Origin of the sequence: Photobacterium obscurum, from assembly GCF_026191635.1 — a bacterium.
GTDB classification, from domain to species: Bacteria; Pseudomonadota; Gammaproteobacteria; order Enterobacterales; family Vibrionaceae; genus Photobacterium; species Photobacterium obscurum.
Window position 1 is genome coordinate 1 of the sequence record NZ_JAKRRW010000018.1, and the last position, 21,808, is coordinate 21,808.

General features: G+C 43.9%; 22 protein-coding genes and 1 pseudogene. 6 read left to right on the forward strand and 17 right to left on the reverse strand.

What is annotated here, in order from left to right; translation table 11 throughout:
* The 5 genes and pseudogenes from MD588_RS18845 to MD588_RS18865 form a co-directional block, all read right to left on the reverse strand.
* Positions 1–376 (reverse strand): annotated as a pseudogene (locus tag MD588_RS18845) (hypothetical protein); the annotation flags it as partial.
* Between the two features lie 134 nt (positions 377–510).
* Entirely contained in the window at positions 511–831 is a 321-nt protein-coding gene (locus MD588_RS18850; protein ID WP_265699179.1) for a DMT family transporter, read from the reverse strand.
* Between the two features lie 495 nt (positions 832–1,326).
* Complete coding sequence (locus tag MD588_RS18855) at positions 1,327–1,770, reverse strand: hypothetical protein (protein ID WP_265699180.1); 444 nt, start codon at positions 1,768–1,770, stop codon at positions 1,327–1,329.
* Between the two features lie 49 nt (positions 1,771–1,819).
* The gene (locus MD588_RS18860; protein ID WP_265699181.1) at positions 1,820–2,653 is read right to left on the reverse strand and encodes a hypothetical protein; all 834 of its coding nucleotides are present in this window, start codon (positions 2,651–2,653) and stop codon (positions 1,820–1,822) included.
* A gap of 293 nt (positions 2,654–2,946) precedes the next feature.
* On the reverse strand, positions 2,947–4,428 hold the full coding sequence (locus MD588_RS18865; RefSeq protein WP_265699182.1) for a carboxypeptidase M32: 1,482 nt from the start codon (positions 4,426–4,428) through the stop codon (positions 2,947–2,949).
* Positions 4,429–4,868: 440 nt separating this feature from the next.
* Here MD588_RS18865 and MD588_RS18870 point away from each other — a divergent pair, with 440 nt between their 5' ends.
* A complete protein-coding gene (locus MD588_RS18870; RefSeq protein ID WP_265699184.1) occupies positions 4,869–6,038 on the forward strand; it encodes a D-alanyl-D-alanine carboxypeptidase family protein in 1,170 nt (389 codons plus the stop codon).
* Positions 6,039–6,126: 88 nt separating this feature from the next.
* On the opposite strand, the gene MD588_RS18875 is transcribed toward MD588_RS18870, so the two are convergent.
* Positions 6,127–6,375: a hypothetical protein gene (locus MD588_RS18875; RefSeq protein WP_265699185.1), complete on the reverse strand. Its 249-nt coding sequence runs from the start codon at positions 6,373–6,375 to the stop codon at positions 6,127–6,129.
* Between the two features lie 415 nt (positions 6,376–6,790).
* Between MD588_RS18875 and ttcA the strand changes: the two genes are divergently transcribed.
* The 3 genes from ttcA (at position 6,791) to MD588_RS18890 (ending at position 9,665) form a co-directional block, all read left to right on the forward strand.
* The gene (gene ttcA, locus MD588_RS18880) at positions 6,791–7,684 is read left to right on the forward strand and encodes a tRNA 2-thiocytidine(32) synthetase TtcA (RefSeq protein WP_265699187.1); all 894 of its coding nucleotides are present in this window, start codon (positions 6,791–6,793) and stop codon (positions 7,682–7,684) included.
* 283 nt (positions 7,685–7,967) lie between these two features.
* Positions 7,968–9,143 (forward strand): MerR family transcriptional regulator, encoded by a 1,176-nt coding sequence (locus tag MD588_RS18885; protein ID WP_265699189.1) that lies wholly within the window; start codon positions 7,968–7,970, stop codon positions 9,141–9,143.
* Between the two features lie 174 nt (positions 9,144–9,317).
* Positions 9,318–9,665 (forward strand): hypothetical protein, encoded by a 348-nt coding sequence (locus MD588_RS18890; protein WP_265699190.1) that lies wholly within the window; start codon positions 9,318–9,320, stop codon positions 9,663–9,665.
* Positions 9,666–9,770: 105 nt separating this feature from the next.
* Here the strand turns inward: MD588_RS18890 and uspE are convergent, their stop codons facing one another.
* From uspE to ccoN, 10 genes are all read right to left on the reverse strand, one after another.
* A complete protein-coding gene (uspE, locus tag MD588_RS18895; protein ID WP_265699192.1) occupies positions 9,771–10,712 on the reverse strand; it encodes a universal stress protein UspE in 942 nt (313 codons plus the stop codon).
* Between the two features lie 323 nt (positions 10,713–11,035).
* Positions 11,036–11,791 (reverse strand): FNR family transcription factor, encoded by a 756-nt coding sequence (locus MD588_RS18900; protein WP_265699193.1) that lies wholly within the window; start codon positions 11,789–11,791, stop codon positions 11,036–11,038.
* Positions 11,792–11,865: 74 nt separating this feature from the next.
* Positions 11,866–12,543, reverse strand: coding sequence for a sulfite exporter TauE/SafE family protein (locus MD588_RS18905; protein ID WP_265699194.1), 678 nt, complete (start codon positions 12,541–12,543; stop codon positions 11,866–11,868).
* Entirely contained in the window at positions 12,540–12,737 is a 198-nt protein-coding gene (gene ccoS, locus MD588_RS18910) for a cbb3-type cytochrome oxidase assembly protein CcoS (RefSeq protein ID WP_265699195.1), read from the reverse strand. Before ccoS ends, MD588_RS18905 begins: the two co-directional genes overlap by 4 nt.
* Positions 12,730–15,123, reverse strand: a complete 2,394-nt coding sequence (locus tag MD588_RS18915; RefSeq protein WP_265699196.1) for a heavy metal translocating P-type ATPase — start codon at positions 15,121–15,123, stop codon at positions 12,730–12,732. The genes ccoS and MD588_RS18915 overlap by 8 nt, the downstream gene beginning before the upstream one ends.
* The gene (locus MD588_RS18920) at positions 15,120–15,611 is read right to left on the reverse strand and encodes a FixH family protein (RefSeq protein WP_265699198.1); all 492 of its coding nucleotides are present in this window, start codon (positions 15,609–15,611) and stop codon (positions 15,120–15,122) included. The genes MD588_RS18915 and MD588_RS18920 overlap by 4 nt, the downstream gene beginning before the upstream one ends.
* Before the next feature lie 120 nt (positions 15,612–15,731).
* On the reverse strand, positions 15,732–16,712 hold the full coding sequence (ccoP, locus tag MD588_RS18925; protein WP_265699199.1) for a cytochrome-c oxidase, cbb3-type subunit III: 981 nt from the start codon (positions 16,710–16,712) through the stop codon (positions 15,732–15,734).
* Positions 16,713–16,717: 5 nt separating this feature from the next.
* Positions 16,718–16,891, reverse strand: coding sequence for a cbb3-type cytochrome oxidase subunit 3 (locus MD588_RS18930; RefSeq protein WP_255390458.1), 174 nt, complete (start codon positions 16,889–16,891; stop codon positions 16,718–16,720).
* Positions 16,892–16,900: 9 nt separating this feature from the next.
* Positions 16,901–17,512, reverse strand: a complete 612-nt coding sequence (gene ccoO / locus MD588_RS18935) for a cytochrome-c oxidase, cbb3-type subunit II (RefSeq protein ID WP_265699201.1) — start codon at positions 17,510–17,512, stop codon at positions 16,901–16,903.
* Positions 17,513–17,524: 12 nt separating this feature from the next.
* Positions 17,525–18,952, reverse strand: a complete 1,428-nt coding sequence (gene ccoN / locus MD588_RS18940; RefSeq protein ID WP_265699202.1) for a cytochrome-c oxidase, cbb3-type subunit I — start codon at positions 18,950–18,952, stop codon at positions 17,525–17,527.
* Between the two features lie 277 nt (positions 18,953–19,229).
* Here ccoN and MD588_RS18945 point away from each other — a divergent pair, with 277 nt between their 5' ends.
* On the forward strand, positions 19,230–19,673 hold the full coding sequence (locus MD588_RS18945) for a hypothetical protein (protein WP_265699203.1): 444 nt from the start codon (positions 19,230–19,232) through the stop codon (positions 19,671–19,673).
* Between the two features lie 73 nt (positions 19,674–19,746).
* Here the strand turns inward: MD588_RS18945 and MD588_RS18950 are convergent, their stop codons facing one another.
* On the reverse strand, positions 19,747–20,472 hold the full coding sequence (locus MD588_RS18950) for an SDR family oxidoreductase (protein WP_265699204.1): 726 nt from the start codon (positions 20,470–20,472) through the stop codon (positions 19,747–19,749).
* Positions 20,473–20,629: 157 nt separating this feature from the next.
* Here MD588_RS18950 and MD588_RS18955 point away from each other — a divergent pair, with 157 nt between their 5' ends.
* Entirely contained in the window at positions 20,630–21,808 is a 1,179-nt protein-coding gene (locus MD588_RS18955) for an FIST signal transduction protein (protein WP_265699205.1), read from the forward strand.

Sequence of the window (21,808 nt, forward strand, 5' to 3'; positions counted from 1 at the left end):
CATTCCCCATAAGGTGTAATAGCTTAGATAAGTTATCAGTTCCAAAATCTTTGATCCCGAGAGATTTGATTGCTTCGATATCTGAACCAACTTGCGAAGCTACTTTGTTTACCAAGAAATCAAGATTCAATGTCATACATAATTCAAATCCTATCCAGTCTATACGTTCTAGAATAGCTTCAATGTACTCATCTTTTGTGATTTCTTTGTTTCTTATAGCTCGTCGATATTCAACTGATTTTTTATTCTTCTCTAAGAGGTGAATTTGAAGTTCAGGATAGTCTTCTAGAGCTGACGGATTTTGAGCCAGTATATCTAGAAGCTTTTCTTGGTCTGTTAGTAACAGTCCAAGCTGGCAACGTGATTTTTCATCCATAATTGTGCTCATTTGAGAATATCTTTAGTCTTACCCGATATGGAATTGAACTTTGAACTGTAGCATAATTTTGATATCAACACTTATGTAATATCAATGAGTTATAGAAAACTAGATTTTATGTTATTGCATAATTAATGCGATACATTACCACCTAAGTTAATGAGAACAACACCACTAACAATCATAATCATGCCTAGTACTGTATTCATGTTTGGTATATTTCCCATCAAGGCTTGAACAAATGCCACCAAAATGATGCCAGCTCCACACCAAATAGCATAAGCCGTTGCACTAGACATACCGGCAGCAGTTGCAAGAGATAAGAAATAGAAAGCACATACATAACCAATAGCGCAGCCTATGGACGGCAGGATTTTTGAAAACCCCAATGTCATTGGGAGCAAAGTTGTCGCTGCCACTTCAGAAACTATTGCAAGTGCTAAGTTAAACATGATGTTACCCTCTTGTTATTGAATAGAGAGATAAGGCTCTCTATTATATGCTGATTTATTTCAACTTCCGCTTGTTCAGAACCAAGTTTGATTGTGTGAGATTTTTAACATTTTATCCTCTGTATCAGAGGTGTCATAACGTGTTCTCAATCGATGGGTAAATTGTATCCCAACAGTTTTTTCAAGTAATTTAGAGTGTTATTAGATGTAATTAGAAATGCCATATCGGCGTAAAGGGTGGGCATCCTTGCCCAGAAGGATTACTTTTATTTAGAAGTAATAAGAGACACCCAGGGTGAATTATTCGTACAATTATCACTGTGATATGAACGTATCTCCATGACTCCACAGTATGCATTGAATGAATTTAATAAAAAGGCAGTTAAGATAATGGAAAATACTTTTTAACGACATAAGTTTCATATGGTGACGAGTAGTTAACTACAAGTAGATGAACATATTAATTCAGGTGTTTATTATCTGGATAAGCGCCAATTAGATTTTATTTTCTTGGCTTGAATTATTGTCTTGTACATGAGCATCAGAGGCTGGACTAATTTGCGTCAAAAGCGCCTTATTTTCATAATGAAACTCATAACAAGTTCGAGATTCCCAGACACCTGAACGGTTTTTCCCTGCCGTTGCGACCATGCCTTCTTTATTTTGTGCCAGCCATTCGTTTGCCGCATCACGGAGAGGTTGCTCATTCGTGTCACCGAAAAGACCACCATTGGTGTAACAGACAAGCATTCGGTCTTTGTTGCTATCATGTGCCGGTGGGATAAGGTATTGACTGCCATCTTGTGAATTGAAGATAGAAGCCCCGCCAGCAAGAAGGTTATAGTCCAACATCAGACCAGCGGCACGCGTCATATTGATAGCTTCACAGCCAGACATCGCGAAAGTAGCAAGTAGAACCAGAGCAATAGTTTTTTTCATATAATCACCAATAAGAGGCAGCCTAAGACTGCCTCTTGAACCTATTTAGTTAGAAGCTAAATTGTGCGCCAACTTTCCAAACGTTATCGTTCTTCAGCTTCAAGCCGTCAAGGCTGCCGTCAAAGTCAGTATCGCCCTTGATGGTATATTGGAAGTAAGGTTTGAAGTTATCAAAGCCGGTATATTGCGCTTTTAGCTCAAGTTCTGCTTGGCTATAGTCAGTATCGAGTGACTTTTTAAGTTTGTATTCTGACACTTTGTTATCGATATCGAGCTTACCCATTTTGATAATGTAATTGGCAGATAAATCCACCATATCGCTAACAACATAACCAGCAGTAAGATCAAAACGATGTAGTTTTTCTTTCTCTTTAGAAGAAAGTGTGGCGTCAATGCCTTCCTTCACTGATAAGAACTTCGCTTTTAATTTGCCGTCACGAACTTCATAACGGTAACGAGCACTTGTATAAAAGCCGTTATCGAAGCTGTAGCCAGTCTCGATACCCAATTTAGCTGTATTGCTAGATTTATAGTTCGCATCTACTTCATCACCACCCGGCATCATTGCACTACCGTTAATATTGCCATAGTAAGAAGCACGACCTGCATGGTGAGATGGAATTGTTAAATCGAACTGAGGCTCAATGTACCAAGCATCAGTTATGTCAAAATTGTAAGCAAGCGAGAAAGTAGTTTCTTTGTGGTATTTAAGGTTATCCATGGCAACAAGCTCAATGCCACCATGTAAGCCACCGATCAATTCCGAATCAAATTTTGCAGTGGTTTCTTTGTCACCATCATGTGATAGTTCATAAGTTGTATTAGCTAGCGCCGCACCAGAAAATAGTGAAATTAGAGTTGCTGCTAAAATAGTCTTTTTCATTTTTAAACCTTATTTGCTTTGTCTATTAAGCAATCCATCGCAAGGTTTTGTATTCCGTTGATTGTGTTGATGGTTAAAATCGACGCGCCAAAATGCAGGACAAATGCTGAAGTGAAATCGTTTATTTCCCCTTTTGATTCAGCATATTAAATGATTTTGTATAGCGATTTATTCAACGGGGTGTATAGTATGTTTGATGGGATTTTGAGTAAAAACAAACGTTATTAGAAATCGTTAGAAATGGTGAGATGAAGGAGAAAAAGGCTGAAACTTGTCAGCCTTTTATTAGGTGTTTATTTCAGATAACGAACGATAAGATGGTTCTTGAAGTACTCTGCATTAAGGCGCTCACCGGTTGCATCGATCAGCAATTGGTCGGTCGATACCGTTGATGCCTTCTTCCATACATGGCGATCAAGCCAATTGAAGATCGGCTGCAGGTTACGCTCGCGGATCAGGTTTTCCACATTCATTTCTTTGCGCATGGCTGCCATAAACTGGGCGGCATACATGGCTCCTAGAGTATAGGACGGGAAGTAGCCAAAACTGCCATCGGTCCAGTGAATATCTTGCATACAGCCATCGGTATAATTTCCTTTGGTCGACAGGCCTAAATATTCGGTCATTTTCTTATCCCAAAGCTGTGGGATATCAGCGACTTCAATGTTGCCTTCAATCAAGTCACGTTCTATCTCGTAACGTAAAATAACATGGGCAGGGTAGGTCACTTCATCGGCATCAACGCGGATAAATCCAGGATTAACCCGGGTGTTGAATAAGGTCAGGTTTTCTGTTGATAGGGTTTTGTCCTGACGGGAAAATGCCTCGCAGGCTAGCGGCGCGAGGATTCCTATGAAAGGCTCACTGCGTGAAAGCTGCATTTCAAAAAACAGACTTTGCGACTCATGGATACCCATAGAGCGGGCTTCACCAACAGGCAGGCCGTGCCATTGTTCGGGTAGGCCCTGCTCATAGCGGGCGTGGCCGGTTTCATGAATAACCCCCATCAGCGCTGATGTGAAATCATCTTCATCATAGCGAGTGGTAATACGTACATCTGTCGGCACGCCGCCGCAGAAGGGGTGGACACTGACATCTAGCCGGCCATGATTAAAGTCGAAGCCAAGTTTATTCATTATCTCGAGGCTAAGATTCTGCTGCTGGTCAACAGGAAATGGTCCAACGGGTTTTACTACACTTTCTGTCGCCTGTTTCTCTCGGATTTGAGCGATTAATCCCGGCAACCAGCCTTTCACTTCACTGAACAACTGATCCAGTTCGTGGGTAGTCATACCCGGCTCGTAGAGATCTAGCAACGCATCATACCGACTCAAGCCTGTCGCTTCGGCGCGTATTTGCGCTTCTTTGCGAGATAACTCAACGACTTTCTCTAAGTTTTTGCTGAACTCATACCAATTATTTTCAGTACGTTGTGTACGCCAGGCATGCTCGCACTTTGAACCGACAAGAGATTGCTCTTCAACCAAATCGGCAGGCAGTAGGTTGTTCGCCTGCCAGGAGCGCTTCATTTCTTTCAGGCTGGCAATTTGGCCGGCATCAAGTGATTCGGTCTCAGCCTGTTCAAACCAATCGGCAAGGTGTGGGGCTGTTGCCAGTTCATGCTGGATTACTGCAAGTTCCGCCATGGCTTCAGAGCGGGCTTCATTGCCTCCCTCTGGCATTTTCGCAGCTTGATCCCAGCCACAGATCGCATCTAGGTGGGCTAATTTTGAAAGCTTCTTATGATGTTGTTCTAGTTTCTTATAGAAAGTCATTACCAATCCTTATGCTGACCACTAGCTGGCAGATAAAACCCTAGCCAGACACTAGCTCTTAGCATAAAAGTATTTGATGAAATAAAAAATGGCAGAATGCGAAAAAATGCTTTTCCACTACAAAGTGGTAGTCACTACTTGGTTTCTAGTGTGATTAGGGATTAAATATCAGGTTTTCAGTGAATTATCGCCACAATGGAATTGCTCTAGCATTAGTTGCAGTAACTAAGTACTCGGCAGAACTTGATATCATTCTAACTAATGCGGTGAAATGATGTACATGTTGTACAAAATCGAGCTATCGTAGGTTGCAGGTAGCGAGTGACGCGCGATATGTGTAACCAATTTTACAATATCGTAAGACTTCGTAAAGGTCGCAAGCATTGGTATCTCTGTTAGTTATACTGCTTGCATCATCATTGAGGGCTAGTTACATCATCATGCAAAAGAATTCTAAATTTTATGCTTTACTTGTTGGCACAGCTTTGTTTTCGTCCGCGACCTTCGCCGCTCCAACAGTAATACCTGATGCACCATCGTTAGGTGCAAAAGGTTATGTACTTATGGATTATCATACCGGACAAGTACTTGTAGAGCAGAATGCACATGAGCAACTAAACCCGGCAAGCTTGACTAAGTTGATGACAAGTTATGTTGCCGGACAAGAGATGAAAAGTGGCAATATCAGTAAAGATGATCTTGTTGTGATCAGTCGTAATGCCTGGGCTAAAAACTTTCCTGACTCTTCAAAAATGTTCATTGAGGTTAACACTGAAGTGAACATGATGGACCTTTACCGAGGTCTGATTGTCCAGTCTGGCAATGATGCCAGTGTTGCTATTGCCGAGCACGTTGCAGGTTCAGAAGGGGCATTCGTTAGCCTGATGAACTCTTGGGCGAAAAAGTTAAATATGAACAATAGTTCGTTTTCAAACCCCCATGGTTTAGATAGTAATGAACTGTATTCAACACCTTATGATATTGCTCTTTTAGGAAAGGCGTTGATCAGTGATCTTCCTGATATCTATTCACTATATAGCGAGCGCTCTTTTACCTATAACAGGATCACTCAAAGAAATCGAAATGGCCTGCTAGCCGACAAAAGTATCAACGTCGATGGAATGAAAACGGGCTATACCAGTGGTGCCGGTTACAGTTTGGCTAGTTCTGCAACACAAGGCGATATGCGTTTAATCTCTGTGGTTATGGGGTCGAAGAGCGCTAAAAGCCGAGAGGCTGAAAGCAAACAGCTGCTGAATTATGGTTTCCGCTTTTTTGAAACGGTGTCACCACATAAGCAAGGTGATGAAGTATTGAATGAGCAAGTGTGGATGGGCACTACTGGTACGATTTCTCTTGGAACCATGGAAAACTCTTATGTGACATTGTCACGTAATGATGTAAAAAAACTGTCTGCCAGTATTGAGTTAAGTGATGACTTAGTTGCGCCGATCAGCAAAGGGGATATTGTCGGTAAAATCTTCTACCAGGTTGATGGGGAGGATATTACGTCGGTACCTTTAGTCGCGCTTGAGTCCATTGAGGAAGGCGGGTTCTTTAGTCGACTAGTTGATTACATCAAGTTGTTCTTTATGGGCCTGTTTAAGTGATAACTTCAATTGGGTGTCATGATCAAAAAAGAGCCGCGAAATGCGGCTCTTTCAAATCAGTACTCTTGGTGGTTAGACAATAAAAGTCTTAGTGTGTACGTCTCGGGCCATTACGGACAAGATCTTTACCTTTTTCGTAAACGTCTTTAGTTACCCAGCGCGCCAGAATAAGTTTCTGGCTATTATCGAATACTGCTACGAAAGGGCGGCCATCAGAATTATTGGTTGCCATGCCGACACCTGCAACACCTTCTAAACCCAGGCCACCATTTTCAATAGATAGTAGAAAGCGCTCTAGTTCTTCCAGGCTATCAATCACATCAAGTTCATTATTCATCTGTTACACACTCTTTCTTACTTAGCAAATCTAGCTGCTTTTACAACGCTGACGCTGTTGCCTCATCTAATGATAGGCAAAAAGCCAATATCTTATTTGTTTGATTCATTAACCTTTCTTTAGGGATGTTAGAGCCCTAAGAGGGAATGTTTTTGCGTACTTTACAGGTGATAAGGAGGGATTGGAACCGTATTGATGACAACCGCTGTAAAACATATCAGTGCATCTAATTGCTCTCCTGTTGCACGAAGTAAAAGAGAACCTGATGAATAATTTGAAAATTGATGGATATGCTTAGTAGTCTTAAGTACACAGAGTGTTCCAACCTAATACAAAAATCCGTATAATCCTCGCCCTACAAAGAATCCATCTAGGAAATCTACAGTCGATGTAGTCGACAGTGTGAGAAGTCGCAATGAATCAGAATGATATTAGAAAAGAGACACTTGAATTCAACAAACTCCAAAAGCGCCTTAGGAGAAATGTTGGAAATGCAATTATCGATTACAACATGATTGAAGAAAATGATGTTGTGATGGCATGCATCAGTGGCGGTAAAGATTCATTTGCGATGCTAGATATCCTTTTGAATCTTCAAAAGGCCGCACCAATCAAGTTTGATGTCGTTGCTGTTAACCTGGATCAGAAGCAACCAGGTTTCCCAGAGCACATTCTGCCGGATTATTTTGAAAGCTTGAATATTCCTTACTACATCGTAGACAAGGATACATATTCAGTTGTTAAAGAAAAAATCCCTGAAGGCAAGACAACATGTGGCCTTTGCTCAAGACTGCGTCGTGGTACGCTTTACTCGTTTGCAGAAAAAATTGGCGCGACGAAGATTGCCCTTGGCCACCACTTGGACGATATCGTTGAAACCATGTTCTTGAACATGTTCCACGGTTCGCGCTTGAAGGCAATGCCACCAAAATTGCGCTCTGATGATGGTCGCAATGTGGTAATTAGACCACTAACATATTGCCGAGAAAAAGATCTTATCAAGTATGCGGAACACAAAGAGTTCCCAATCATTCCTTGTAACCTATGCGGCTCTCAAGAAAACCTTCAGCGTCAGAGTATAAAAGCAATGCTGATTGATTGGGATAAGAAAACACCTGGTCGAGTTGAGAGCATTTTTAAGTCGATTCAAAATGTAAGTCCAAGCCAACTAGCGGATAAAGAGCTTTTCGACTTTGTTAACCTGCCGTTAGATCGTGAGGGTGAAAGGGCTGAGTACGCATTCAGCGAGGCAATGGTATCCTCAACTAACATCGATGAGTCAATGTTTATTGATGTAACCAACGTTTAATAACGCTGGCTGAGTAGGGCGGCAATTTGCCGCCCTTCTACATTTTTTAGTTTTCCCCAATATAACTCTTTTCCCTTTCATTGCTCTTTTTGATTTACTTCCCACTCAAATTCCCCAAGCCAAACCTATAACGTTTTTAGTCACTCTGTCTCACCCGTGCCTTCAGTTGCTGAGATTGATGTTGCATGACAAAATTAGTTATTTTGTATTGACCTGTCTATAACTTCATAGTTTAAAGTCTGCTTACTATGATCGAGTTAGCACCCATATAGAGGAATAGGTGATGTATCGAATATCAGAACTCGCTGAACAAGTCGGGCTATCACGTACCACGTTACTCTATTACGAAAAGTTAGGACTGATCGAAGGGCAACGTCTTGATAACGGCTATCGTATCTATAGTGATAGGGATGAGCAGCGTGTTCGGCTAATACAACAGCTTCAGGCTGGCGGGTTAACACTTAAGGAATGTAAGGCTTGCTTGAATGCCAAGGTCGAACGCCAAATTCTGCTCAATCGCCTGCAACAGCTTGATGAGGAGATTGCCAAAAAACAACAATCTCGACAGCTACTTGCAGCTTTGTTGGGCGAAAGTGGACTCAAGGAGTGGCATGAGTCGATAGACAAGATAGCCCCCAATGCACACTTAGACTGGTTAATTAAACAGGGCTTTAATGAAAAGGAGGCCCTAAGATTGAAATGGCTATCAAAAGACATGAATGAGCACGAGCAATATATGACTGATTTCAATCATATTTTTGATGGACTAGATAGATTGGGGCCTGGTACTGAAGCGGAAACACTGAAGGCGCTGAGGAAAGTACCATTTTCTCCGCAGACGCTCATGGAAGTGGGCTGTGGCAAAGGCATTGCCACAACGGTCTTGGCCAAGAACTCCTTTGCGATGATCACTGCTGTCGATAATGATGAACCAGCACTTGAGCGCTTAACTGAGCGGTTAGCAGATGCTGGCTTGGCCGACCGGGTGACGACTCAGTGCGCAAGTATGACCGATTTACCCTTTGAGGCCGCAAGCTTTGATGTTATCTGGGCAGAAGGGAGTGCTTATATCATGGGGGTCACCAATGCAATGGAACAATGGCGCAGTTTGCTTACAGACGGCGGGGTGTTGGTGATTAGCGATTTAGTTTGGCAAACCAAAAATCCAAGTGCTGATGTGCAGGCGTTCTGGCAAAAAGAATACCCAGACATGACCACCACTGCGAAGAGGATTGAACAGGCGCAAGCAGCTGGTTATCAAGTACTTGATACTTTTACATTAAGTGAAGCTGCGTGGAAAGCCTACTTCATGCCGCTTCAAACACGTGTTGATGCCTTAAAATCTGAGATGCAGGATTCGACAGCACTGCGCGATATTGAAGTAGAGTTAAACATTTATCGGCAAAGCCTCGATGAGTTTGGATACCAGATGTTCATACTGAAGAACTCCCGATGCTAATCTTTTTGCGTCGAAGCAATCAACAAACCTGAATTATGGTAATTACTTCGAGCATAATCTAATTTTCAAACAATACCATACAAGGTCCAAAGCGCCATTCAGTTTAAATAAAGTGGATAATTCAGCTATAATCGGTGAGTTTGGGTATACCTGTCTGATTTAAAAGGAAATGAAATGGCTTCGTCGTGGGTAGTGAAATCGGTGACGTTAGGTTTAGTGACGCTGTCACTGTTAGGATGCTCAGCACAACAGGCTCAGTCTCTTGGAATGCGGAGCAGTACAGTACAACAGGTGCCACAACGAATGACAAATCTTGAACTGTGCGAAACATATGCCTATGGCAGAAGTGCAAAACATTCACGAGTAGCCATTGCCAGTGAGTGGAATCGCCGAGGTCTTAGCCACAAGTATTGCGATAAGATTCGTAAAGAGCTTTACATTACAACGGCAGTTAAAAAGCTCGCCAATGCAGAGGAGCGTCCAGCCAGCAAGCAGGCGAAACCTGTGCAGCCAGTAAATTGACAGTGCCATTACGCCTTTCTTTATGAGCTTGTCTATGTAATCTGAATCTTTAACAATAAAAAAGCCTCCATAGGAGGCTTTTTTATTGTTTGCTGAATACGGCAACTATTCTATTGTTGGGCTTAGCGGACTGACATAGCCATCAGGCTTCAAAGCTAGCAGGTCACAGTTCAAGCTGTCGATGGTATGTTCTGCTGTATTACCGATAAACACTGCCGAGAGGCCTGAACGACCTGTTGTTCCTAAAATAACGAGCTCGGCATCCAGCTCTTCCGCTACTTTCGGTATGACGTCTTCAGGCAGTCCTTCAACTACATGGGTTTGTTCTTCGGGCAAGCCGTGTTTGTGACGAAGTGCTTTCATCGACGTAAGGTGATGACCGCGAACGGCATCCGTGTATGAAGCTGGATCAAATTCTGGAAGCTCGATAGTAATGTTAACCGGTGTAGCCGGGTAGGCGTTGACCAAGTTAACTTCGGCATCTAAGACTTCTGCAACGGACATTGCTTCTGACACGATTGCATCGTTAAGCTGCTCATGCGTTTCATCATCAGCAGCCAAGTTAACACTCGCCAGGATTTTTCCGTTTTCTGGCCAGCTGTGTTCTTTAACCATCAACACAGGGCAGGGGCATTTGCGTAACAGGTGCCAGTCGGTTGGAGTAAAAATGACTGAACCAATTCTATCGTGATCATGGGTGGCTTTGATCAGTAAATCATGATCATTACTGAAGACTTCAGCAATAATGGCCTCATATGGCCGGTTATGCCAGACAACGGTAATCGAAATATCAAAGCCGTCATCAATGTAAGGACGAATGATATCTTTTAGCCATTCTTCTCTCTGCATAACAACACCGCGGCGCATGGCTTGGCGTTCATCAGCTGATAGCATTGATGTCATTTCATAAGAGAAGTCATAGATAGCGAGAAATAGAGTAATTTTTACATCTTGTGACTTTTTGGCGAGATGTACAGCGCGAGACAATGCTGGTTGATGATCCTGAGCCGGATCGGCAACAACGAGAATATTATTATACTTGGTCATAACTGCCCCCTTACACAAACCGTGTTGGCAACAAAACCAGTCTCTGATCCCTAGTTGAGGAAAAATATCTGTCGCTCTTGATCTTGTTATAGAGCTGATAGATAAATCAGATTTAGGTTTACTCCACTTGAAGTTGATAATTACACCCACAGCAAGCGCCTTGAATCTGAGCCGTTTCAATCTCGCGGATGGGCCAGAAGTGATTCGGCTTGATATAACTGTAACGTATAGAAGGAATTAAGGGGAGTTCAGGTTAGGGATAAATATAAAAAAAGTGATACGGCTCATAGCTCGTATCACTTTCTTTGTAATCAAGAAATATCTTAAGCGACAGGATTCTTGCTTACACCAGCAAGACGGGCTAACTCTTCATGATCCAAGATAGTAATGTACTTACCCTTGACGCTAAGCATTTCAGACTTTTGGAAACGACCAAGTAGGCGACTGATCGTTTCAACAGTCAGGCCTAGGTAGTTACCGATATCACCACGGGTCATCGTTAGACGGAACTCGCGAGGGGAGAATCCACGCTGTGAGAAACGTAGCGATAAGTTATATAGGAAGGCAGCAAGACGTTCTTCGGCATTCTTTTTAGAAAGCAGAAGGATCATTTCCTGATCACCCTTAATTTCATTACTCATCAGACGCATAATTTGCTGACGAAGTTTTGGCATTTTCCCTGACAAGTCGTCAAGAATCTCAAATGGAATTTCACAAACCATTGAAGTTTCAAGCGACTGAGCAAAACTCGGATGCATCATTTCGTTGATAGCATCAAAACCAACCAAATCACCAGCCAAATGGAAAGCTGTGATCTGCTCATCACCTTGTTCGGTGATAGTGTAGCTTTTGATAGTACCAGAACGAATGGCATACAGTGATTTAAGCTCATCACCAGCTTTAAAAAGCTCCTGACCCTTTTGGATTGGCTTTTTACGCTCGATAATTTGATCTAGCTGATCTAGCTCAGACTCATTCAATGTAAATGGAATACACAACTGACTAATACTGCAATCCTGGCAGTGGATAGCACATCCGCCTGACTGGATACGTTTGGTTGTAAGTTTGTCTGAAATCATAAGCCTGTCTAACCAATTTGATGTAGGTCAATATTTTAACATATTATGAAGCAATATGACGAGTATTAAAAAGCCTACAACATTTGTTTGATTGCGATATAACCAGTATGAACCCCGTAACCCAATAACAACAAGGCACTGGCACGTTTAAAATATAGGTTTTTTAGTACGTTTTGTAGCTGCTGGGCCATCGAGCCGACAGCAATCATGGCCGGAAGTGTTCCTAAACCAAAGGCCAACATAACTCCAGCGCCAGAAAAAGCACTGCCTGATACTGCAGCCCAGCTCAGGGTTGAGTAGACGAGGCCACACGGTAGCCATCCCCATAACAACCCAAACGGCAGTGCTGCTGCAGGAGACTTCAATGGTAACAACGACTTTGCTGTAGGTGAGAGATAGCGCCACAAGAATTGTCCAAGACGCTCTATTCTAGTGATGCCTTGCCACCATTGGCCGATATACAAAGCCAGCAAAATCATCATGATAGCGGCAAATAAACGAAGTGAAACTAGCGCCGTTGAATAGCCCCCTAATGACGCGACGCCAGCAAAAGCTCCGCCGATAATAGCTCCGGCCATAGCATATGAAAAAAGCCGACCAATGTTATAGCAAAACAGGTAAGGCCAACGGCTTGAGTGTTGTTGACCTGGCATGCCCAGAGTTAATGCGGCAGCAACGCCACCACACATTCCAAGACAATGACCTGCACCCATCAGGCCAATAACAAATGCAGCGTAAAAGTCTATATTCACGGTGTTTTGTTACTTTCTGATGGAGGTGTGTTGGCCTTGCTTGGTTTCTCTGGCTCGCTTTCATCAAACAGAATGTCGTAACCCTGACGCTCAAGATCTTCGAACTGCTCGCTTCTGACCGCCCAAAGAAAGATGGCGACGGCGATACAGACAAAAACGATCGCAATTGGTATTAATAGGTAAAGACTAGCCATTTTCTTTTAATAACCTTAAAGAATTTGAAACAACGATGATTGAACTGGCCGACATACCGACAACTGCGATATAGGGGGCAACAAAACCAGCAACCGCCAAAGGCAGGATAATTAAGTTGTAACCTAGTGCCCAAGCCAGGTTCTCGCGAATAATCCTTCTTGTCTTCATAGCCAATTGTCTAGCACGCAATATTCGCGAAAGCTGATCACCTAGTAATACCATATCTGCCGATGATTTCGCTACATCCGTGCCGCCTCCCATCGCAACAGACAAGTGAGCCCCAGCCAGAACAGGGGCGTCATTTACGCCGTCACCTATCATCAGAGCAATATTGTCTTCGTGTAGGCCACGCAGATAATCAAGTTTGCCCTCCGGTGTTGCGCCTGCAATAAGGTTATCGACTGCCAGTTTATCCGCTACGATCTGTGCGTTTGCTGAATGGTCACCCGTTAACATGGTTACTTTGATGCCTGCAGACTGAAACTGCTCAACAAGCTCTTTACTATCGTTACGAATAGGATCGTCAAGCTTGAAGCCTGCGATAAGCTGACCGTTTCGAGATAACCAGACTTGGAATCGGTTATCGCATTGTGAAAGCAGGGCTTCACTTTGTGGATTGGACTCCAGCACAAACGCGGCTTGCCCAATTCGCCATTCATCGTTATTCAATGTTCCCTTCAGGCCACATCCGATGACATTCTCGACGTCGTCAAAGGCCTTAGCTTTATTACGGTAATCAGTAAAAGCTTTGGCTATCGGGTGATTGGCAAAACGTTCCATCTCTGCAGCGTAAGCTAATGCATCAGACTCTGATATTTCAGCAAACAACTGCGTTTCAACCAGCCGAATATTTCCTTCCGTCAGGGTGCCAGTCTTATCGATGATCAGCTGGTTTACTTTACAAAGTGTCTCAAGAACATGGCCTCGACGCAGAAGAATACCTAAACGTCCCAGGCTTGAGGTTGAGCAGGTGAGAGCTGTAGGTGTTGCTAAAGACAGTGCACAAGGGCAGGTTGCAACCAATACCGCCAAGGTGATCCACAGTGCATCTTCAGGCTTTTGCTGATGCCAAAACAACCACGTGCCTGCAGAAATTATCAAGATACCTGCAACAAAATAACGGGCAACAATATCGGCGACTTCAGCTACTTTCGGCTTAGAGCTTTGTGCTTCATCTTGAAGTCGGACAATATTTGAAATAAGCGAGTTTTGACGGTCTTTAGAGACCTTCAGTGTAATATTGCCGTCACCGTTAATGGTACCGGCATAAACAAGATCGCCTTGCGAGCGAGGAACAAGCATTGGTTCGCCTGTTAACATCGACTCATCAATGGCCGTTTCGCCTTGAAGGATTTCACCATCGGCTGGCAAACTTTCACCCGGTAAGACAGTAATGATATCGCCAACTTTGAGCGTCTTGGCAGCAACTTGTGAGCCATCGTCAAGGGTTGCCATTGTCGGGACAAGCTTAAGCAGGTTGGCACTGGCAGCTGCGGCATGGCGACGAGCACGCATTTCAAGAAACCGTCCTAGCAACAAGAAGAAAGTGAACATTGAAATTGACTCAAAGAACACTTCTCCCTTTTCCATGACCGTCGCATAGAGGCTGGCTACATAGGCAAAGAGTAGGGCGATGGATACTGGAACATCCATTCCCAAGGTGAGAGCACGGAGATTACGCCAGGCATTCAGGTAAAAAGGCAGAGCAGAGTAAAGTAGTACCGGGGTTGCAAAGATTAAGCTAACCCAGCGTAGGTAGTTCTTAAACTCCGCATCGAGATCGCCAAATATTTCGAAATAGAGGGCAACAGCCAGCATCATAACTTGCATTGTAGCGATACCTGCAATACCCAGGCGGTAGAGGTATCCCTTCATGGTTCGGTGATATTGCTGCTCTTGTGCATCAGCCTCAAAAGGCGCGGCCTTATAACCGAGTTGATGGATGACTGAGAGTAGATGACTGAGTTTAGTTTGAGCAGGATCCCAGGCGAGTAGTGCACGGTGGGTAGTGGTATTCACACGGATTGAAATAACCCCGGCTTCTCGCTTGAGCTGCTTTTCAATCAGCCAGGCACAGGCAGCACAGGAAACGCCATCTAGAGATAGAGAGACTTCTTTGCTGTTCTCAATATCACGAACAAACTCCTGCTGAATTTCCTCATGATCATAAAGTAATAGGGATTGTAGTTGCTGAGGGACTAAATCTGCTTTCTCAGCAGGTGCTGTTCGGTATTCATAATAAGAGGTTAGGCCGCTTTCAACGATAGTTTGCGCGACCGCTTCACACCCTGGGCAACACATTTCACGCATTTCGCCCAGAATTTCTACTTGGTGCTGGCAATCCTGAGGAACAGGATCGCCGCAATGGTAACAGTCTTTTGTCATTCCTTGATCTGCCCGTACAACGAAATCGGGTCGGATGTTGGCAGGTTAACGCGTCCTTGCAACATCCAGTCGCCATCAAATGGTTCTATTTCAACAAACCAAGGTCCATCGAGCTGCTCTGGAGAGTTGAAGCGATAAGCGCCAGACAAATCGGCACTGACCATTTGAGTAAAGTCTTTATTGGCTAGAGTACGGTGTGTGAAAGTGACACGCAAGTTTGGATAACTATCAAGATCACCTTTATCAAAATTAACAACGATATCAGTGCTCTTCACATTGACCGCTGCTTTTAAATTGAGCGCATCAGCTACTCGCAGGCGTGAAAGATCCAAGTTAATGGCTTTGCCTTTCTTGTAATAGTCCTCTGCCACAAGGTCGACTTGGTTTTGAGAAAAGATATAAACGGCAGTTAGACTGTATACAATCGAAGTTGCAGGAATGGCAAAAACGAACCAAGGCCAAAACTGCTTATACCATGGTTTACGCATAGTGATTACCTTTGAAGCTTTGATGGAAAGAGCCCCTGAAATTAACAGGGGCTAAGTCTTATGTCTCAGTTTTAGTTGCCAATTTTTCAATTAACATGTAACTGAGTGTTAACCTGATTGTTACTTGTCAGTGTTGTTGCTTAAACCCCAAACATAGGCAGAAATTAGCTGAACTTTCTCTTCACCTAAAATATCTTTCCATGCTGGCATTACGCCCTGACGGCCATGAGTAATTGTGGATTCAACCGCACGGCGAGAACCACCATATAACCAGGTGTTGTCAGTTAAGTCTGGTGCACCAAAGGCAGGGTTACCCTTACCATCAGTACCGTGACAAGCGGCACACACAACGAAGCGTTGCTTACCAGCGGCGGCTTCTTTGGCATTCACTTTACGGCCAGACATACTTAGTACATAGCTGGTCACTTCCTTAACGCCATCTTTACCTAGTGTGTCGATCCAAGCCGGCATTACACCTTGACGACCTTCCATGACAGTCGTTTTGATGGTTTCAGCTTCACCGCCATACAACCAAGCATCATCAGTCAGGCTAGGGTAACCTAGCTGACCACGCGCATCCGAACCATGGCACTGTGCACAGTTTTGGATGAACAGGCGTTGACCAACTTTAATCGCTTCTGAGTCAGCTGCGATTTCAGTGATAGGACGAAGTGCTTGCCCTGACTCATCGTAAGCCAGTGTCTTAAAGGTCTCACCAAATTTAGCTTGCGCGTCATCTAGCTCTTTAGCGTACTGATTCAGACGTTGTTCTTTTTGAGCATTAGCAATAGCTAGCTTTGATTCCTCAACAGAACGTACCGTTTGATCAGAACTTTGCCAACCCAAAATACCTTTGTAATTACCTAAGCCCGGGTACAAGGCTAAGTAAAGAAGGCCAAAGATAATGGTGCCCCAAAACATGTAGGACCACCATTTCGGCAGTGGGTTGTTAATTTCACGAATACCATCGTATTCGTGCCCCATGTCTTCACCTTCTTCGACACCCATTTTGTCTTTGCTACACCAAACAAGAATGGCGGCGATACCAAAAATTGTGCCGAGCGTGATGATTGTTATCCATAGACTCCAAAATGTAGTCATGCTTCCTAGCTCCTGTCTTTCTCACGCGTTGCCAAATCTTGCTCTTCGTCAGCAAATACAAGGTTGGCTGCTTCATCGAAACGAGATTTCTGGCGTTTACTGTAAGCCCAAAGGACGATACCAATAAAGCTTGCGAACAGAATCACTGTCCAAATGCTATGAATGGTTCCAATATCCATGGTGCCTCCTTATTTCATTGCGTGACCAAGCGACTGAAGGTAAGCAATGACAGCATCCATTTCAGTCTTGCCTTTCACTTCATTGCCAGCATTTGCCACTTGTTCTTCAGTGTATGGAACACCGAAGGTATCGCGGAAAATCGCCAGTTTTTTAGAAGTTAACTTGCCGTCTAGCACGTTCTCTTCAAGCCATGGGAAGCCAGGCATGTTCGATTCAGGAACAACAGCGCGCGGATCAATAAGGTGAATACGGTGCCAGTCGTCAGAATAACGACCACCAACACGAGCCAGATCAGGCCCTGTACGTTTTGAACCCCATAGGAAAGGGTGCTCCCACACACTTTCACCCGCGACAGAATAGTGGCCATAACGCTCTGTTTCAGAACGGAAAGGACGAATCATCTGGCTGTGACAAACGTTACAGCCTTCGCGGATATAAACATCACGACCTTCCATTTCTAGCGCCGTATAAGGGCGAAGATTTTCAACCGGTTCAGTGGTCTGGTCTTGATATAACAGCGGCGTAATTTCTACTAGCGCACCAAAACTGATGGCGATGACGATAAGGATCGCCAGAAGGCCGACATTTTTTTCTACAATTTCATGACGATTATTAGCCATTGTCGGAACTCCTTATGCTGGTTGCTCAGTTGCTTTTAGGCTTTCTTTTGGCGCAGCAATTGTCTTATAAGCGTTGTATGCCATTAGGAACATACCAGCCAGGAAGATTGCACCGCCCAGGAAGCGAACAAAGTAGAACGGATAAGAAGCCTGTAAGGACTCTACGAAGCTGTAAGTCAAGGTACCGTCGGTATTAACCGCACGCCACATTAGGCCTTGCATAACACCGGAGATCCACATTGCTACGATGTACAGTACTGTACCGATGGTTGCCAGCCAGAAATGCACGTTGATGAGCTTAATAGAGAACATGCGCTCTTGACCGAATAGATTAGGAATCAAGTGGTAAACCGCACCGATAGAAACCATTGCAACCCAACCTAACGCACCAGAGTGAACGTGACCGATTGTCCAGTCAGTATAGTGAGAAAGGGCGTTAACCGTCTTAATTGACATCATTGGGCCTTCGAAGGTCGACATACCGTAGAAAGACAATGAAACAACCAAGAAACGTAGGATAGGGTCATAGCGTAGTTTGTGCCATGCACCAGACAGTGTCATGATACCGTTGATCATCCCCCCCCAAGATGGAGCGAATAGGATCAGTGACATCACCATACCTAGAGACTGAGTCCAGTCAGGTAGAGCAGTGTAGTGCAGGTGGTGAGGACCAGCCCAAATATAGAGCGATACAAGGGCCCAGAAGTGGACGATAGACAGGCGGTAAGAGAAAACCGGACGGCCTGCTTGCTTTGGTACGAAGTAGTACATCATACCCAGGAAGCCGGCAGTCAGTAGGAAACCTACTGCATTGTGTCCGTACCACCACTGAATCATCGCATCCACCGCTCCTGAATAAATCGAATACGACTTAGTCATTGAAACGGGGATAGCCATGCTGTTCACGATGTGAAGGACTGCTACCGTTAGAATGAAGGCACCAAAGAACCAGTTCGCAACATAGATATGCGAAGTGTTTCTTTTGATCATGGTACCGAAAAAGACAATGGCATAGGATACCCAAACAACTGCAATCGCGATATCAATCGGCCATTCCAGTTCTGCGTATTCTTTACCAGATGTCCATCCCATTGGCAGCGAAATTGCTGCTGCAAGGATGATGGCTTGCCAACCCCAGAAGGTGAACGATGCTAACTTCCCACCGAAAAGCCTTGTTTGACATGTGCGCTGTACTACGTAGTAAGACGTAGCAAATAGTGCACTTGTACCGAATGCGAAAATCACTGCGTTGGTATGCAGTGGACGTAAACGGCTGTAAGTCAACCAAGGTAGGTCGAAGTTTAGCGCCGGCCACACCAGTTGAGCGGCAATCAATACACCAACGCCCATTCCTACAATACCCCAAAGTATGGTTACTAAGGTGAATTGACGAACGACCGTATAGTTGTAGTTTTGTTCAAGCTGCTTTACTTGGCTCATGTTGCATGCTTCCAATTTTAATTGTTCAACTACACTCTCTTTCCTTGTGCGAACAACAAGTTGTCGCAATGCCACCCAAAGCTTATTTAATTGCCTTGTTGTTTTTTTGCACAACTCAGCATTTAAATTGCTATTTTGTTGTAAAAGTGGCATTTTCAGTGCACATAATACGTTACTTAACAAGTGATTGACAGCTTTAAGCCCACACTATGTTTACGGTTAAGCAACATTTATGTGAAAACTTTGAACTCTGTAACACGGGAAGCACGGTGAAATCATGGCTGCAGAAAAGCTAACCAAGGCAAGATTAATTCAAATTTTATTTTTGATGGCAGTATTGATAACTGCATTTGTATGGAGAACAGTCACCTACGAACAATCCACACCGCAAGATGAAGGTGCGGTTCGATGCCAGATTTCAGAAGAATCTTGCTTGGTGGAAGGGCAAGGTGATGTTTTGGCGATGTCTCTAAAACCATTCCCGGTAAAGGCAAATTCGGAGATTACCCTACAAATTAGTAACACAAATGTAAAGCCGGTTGCGACGGTGGCCGGTGTTGAAATGTACATGGGAGAAATCCCAGTTATTTTTGAACAACAGGGTAATAATTGGCTAGGAAAGTTCAGTGTTCCTGATTGTGTTCATGAGAAGATGACCTGGGAAATAACAATCAAGCAGTCTAACGAGACAGTTATTGCAGAATTTACAGTTGAAAAGTGATTTTTAATTAACCAGTTACAGGATACGTCTGTATATTATAGAGGCTTGGGGCTGCAAGCCTCTATAAGGTTACTTATTCGGCATAAATCATCTTTTTTGTCATTCCGCCGTCTACAGTAAAGTTTTGGCCGGTAATGAAGCTAGCATCTTGGTCCAACAGGAACTTCACCATCGCAGCTATATCCCGTACATCACCAACGCGACCTGTTAGATGTTGGTTATGATCGATGGAACGTAATGGCTCGCCAGCTGTATCAATCCACCCTGGAGAGACACAATTCACTCTTACTTCTGGTCCAACACTACTTGCCAAAGCATGGGTAAGGGCAACCAATCCACCTTTTGAAGCGCTGTAAGCTTCTGTATTTGGCTCAGATTGCTCCGCGCGTGTAGAGCTAATATTCACTATCGCTCCTTTACTGCTCTTAAGCATTGGTATGCATATCTTCGTTACCATCAGCGGTGCCGTAAGGTTAGTCGCAATAACCTTATTCCAATCATATAGATCCAGTTCTTCAAGAGGTGCATTATACGGGGTTGCAATTGCAGCATTATTGACCAGGCCGTCAAGCCGTCCGAACTGTTCCTGCAGATCCGTAACTACCGCTGTCATTTCTGATTCACTGGTAACATCAGCCTGACGGAAACGAATCCGAGGGTTTTCTGAGACTAAAGCAAAGCCCGCATCTTCATTGACATCAACGGCTAAGACAGTGACGTTTTCAGCCGCCAAGAGATTGCAAATTCCTTTGCCTATGCCACTTGCTCCACCTGTCACTAAAACTACTTTGTTGGTCATGGTTCCCTTCATCTGCACCAAAAACATACGATTCTATAGGTTAGCGGTAAAACAAGAACGGACTTTAGTCATAAATTAACAAAAAACGAATTAGTTTGCTGAATGCAAAGAAAAAAATGACTATGATTGTTTCACCCATAACAATAAATAAGAAAATATGGATATAGCCACAAGTTTTTCTGCTTTCCATGTTACTGAACATGCTGCTTTGGATGCAATTCGCAAGCTGGAAAGTAAAATCGCGAATCCTAAATTGATTCTTGTGTACTTTTCTGAGAACTACGACGAAGTACTTATTCAACAAGCCTTGACTGCGGCATTTCCAAACACACAGATACTAGGTTGCTCATCATGCCAGGGGGTTATGACAGACGAGGGCTATAACCGTGGAGAAGGTATCGCATTGTGGGGGATCTGTGACTATAACGGAGCCTTTGGCAGTGCTATCGTTTCAACTAATCAAACTCCCTATGATATGGCCCGCCAGGCTTTGCTTCGAGCGATAGAAAATAGTGGTCGCCCTGGTGAGATGCCAGCACTGATCTTGCTACACGCCAGCCCTGGTAATGAAGAAGATGTGATTAAGGGAATTGAAGATGAACTAGGTATTTCAGTTCCGATCATTGGAGGCAGTGCGGCAGATGACCATGTTCAAGGAAACTGGAAATTATTTACCCATGAACAACGATGCCGCGAGGGTGTCGGCCTAAGCGTTTTCTACCCATCTTGTAATGTCAGCTACTCATTCCATTCGGGCTATGCCAGTACAGGTAAAAGTGCTATTGCGACATTGACAGAGGGTAGGGAGCTCGTTGAGCTTAACGGTAAGCCTGCAATTGAGATCTATCAGGAGTGGGTGGGACAGGTGCTTTCTGATGAAAACAGCATTATTTCAAAAAGCAGCCTCAACCCGTTAGGGCGAATTGCCGGTAAGGTTCACGATCTCCCATATTTTAAACTTTCGCATCCGCTTAAAGTCACACCAAGAGGCGGTATTGAACTGTTCGCGACAGTAACTGAAGGTGAAGAATTGTTCTTCATGGAAGGCACAGAAGAACGCTTAATTACGCGTGCGGGTAGGGTAATTGACTCAGCGTTTGACATCGGCAGTGCAAGCCGTGAGTTAGATCCGATCGGTGGCATCACGATCTATTGTGCTGGGTGTATGCGGCGAGTGCAGCATCGAATGGATGAGGTCGCACATTATGTAAATAAGGCGATGCACCATGCTCCATTTGTCTGTCCATTCACTTTCGGTGAACAGGGCCAATTTATCGGTGGTGAAAATGCACACGGTAACCTCATGATTTCAGCAGTTTTATTTCATAGGGACTAA

Excerpts from the sequence above, each read along its gene's own strand:
- MD588_RS18850 (WP_265699179.1), bottom strand. The coding sequence starts at position 831 with ATGTTTAACTTAGCACTTGCAATAGTTTCTGAAGTGGCAGCGACAACT.
- MD588_RS18855 (WP_265699180.1), bottom strand. The coding sequence starts at position 1,770 with ATGAAAAAAACTATTGCTCTGGTTCTACTTGCTACTTTCGCGATGTCT.
- MD588_RS18860 (WP_265699181.1), bottom strand. The coding sequence starts at position 2,653 with ATGAAAAAGACTATTTTAGCAGCAACTCTAATTTCACTATTTTCTGGT.
- MD588_RS18865 (WP_265699182.1), bottom strand. The coding sequence starts at position 4,428 with ATGACTTTCTATAAGAAACTAGAACAACATCATAAGAAGCTTTCAAAA.
- MD588_RS18870 (WP_265699184.1), top strand. The coding sequence starts at position 4,869 with ATGCAAAAGAATTCTAAATTTTATGCTTTACTTGTTGGCACAGCTTTG.
- MD588_RS18875 (WP_265699185.1), bottom strand. The coding sequence starts at position 6,375 with ATGAATAATGAACTTGATGTGATTGATAGCCTGGAAGAACTAGAGCGC.
- ttcA (WP_265699187.1), top strand. The coding sequence starts at position 6,791 with ATGAATCAGAATGATATTAGAAAAGAGACACTTGAATTCAACAAACTC.
- MD588_RS18885 (WP_265699189.1), top strand. The coding sequence starts at position 7,968 with ATGTATCGAATATCAGAACTCGCTGAACAAGTCGGGCTATCACGTACC.
- MD588_RS18890 (WP_265699190.1), top strand. The coding sequence starts at position 9,318 with ATGGCTTCGTCGTGGGTAGTGAAATCGGTGACGTTAGGTTTAGTGACG.
- uspE (WP_265699192.1), bottom strand. The coding sequence starts at position 10,712 with ATGACCAAGTATAATAATATTCTCGTTGTTGCCGATCCGGCTCAGGAT.
- MD588_RS18900 (WP_265699193.1), bottom strand. The coding sequence starts at position 11,791 with ATGATTTCAGACAAACTTACAACCAAACGTATCCAGTCAGGCGGATGT.
- ccoS (WP_265699195.1), bottom strand. The coding sequence starts at position 12,737 with ATGGCTAGTCTTTACCTATTAATACCAATTGCGATCGTTTTTGTCTGT.
- MD588_RS18915 (WP_265699196.1), bottom strand. The coding sequence starts at position 15,123 with ATGACAAAAGACTGTTACCATTGCGGCGATCCTGTTCCTCAGGATTGC.
- MD588_RS18920 (WP_265699198.1), bottom strand. The coding sequence starts at position 15,611 with ATGCGTAAACCATGGTATAAGCAGTTTTGGCCTTGGTTCGTTTTTGCC.
- ccoP (WP_265699199.1), bottom strand. The coding sequence starts at position 16,712 with ATGACTACATTTTGGAGTCTATGGATAACAATCATCACGCTCGGCACA.
- MD588_RS18930 (WP_255390458.1), bottom strand. The coding sequence starts at position 16,891 with ATGGATATTGGAACCATTCATAGCATTTGGACAGTGATTCTGTTCGCA.
- ccoO (WP_265699201.1), bottom strand. The coding sequence starts at position 17,512 with ATGGCTAATAATCGTCATGAAATTGTAGAAAAAAATGTCGGCCTTCTG.
- ccoN (WP_265699202.1), bottom strand. The coding sequence starts at position 18,952 with ATGAGCCAAGTAAAGCAGCTTGAACAAAACTACAACTATACGGTCGTT.
- MD588_RS18945 (WP_265699203.1), top strand. The coding sequence starts at position 19,230 with ATGGCTGCAGAAAAGCTAACCAAGGCAAGATTAATTCAAATTTTATTT.
- MD588_RS18950 (WP_265699204.1), bottom strand. The coding sequence starts at position 20,472 with ATGACCAACAAAGTAGTTTTAGTGACAGGTGGAGCAAGTGGCATAGGC.
- MD588_RS18955 (WP_265699205.1), top strand. The coding sequence starts at position 20,630 with ATGGATATAGCCACAAGTTTTTCTGCTTTCCATGTTACTGAACATGCT.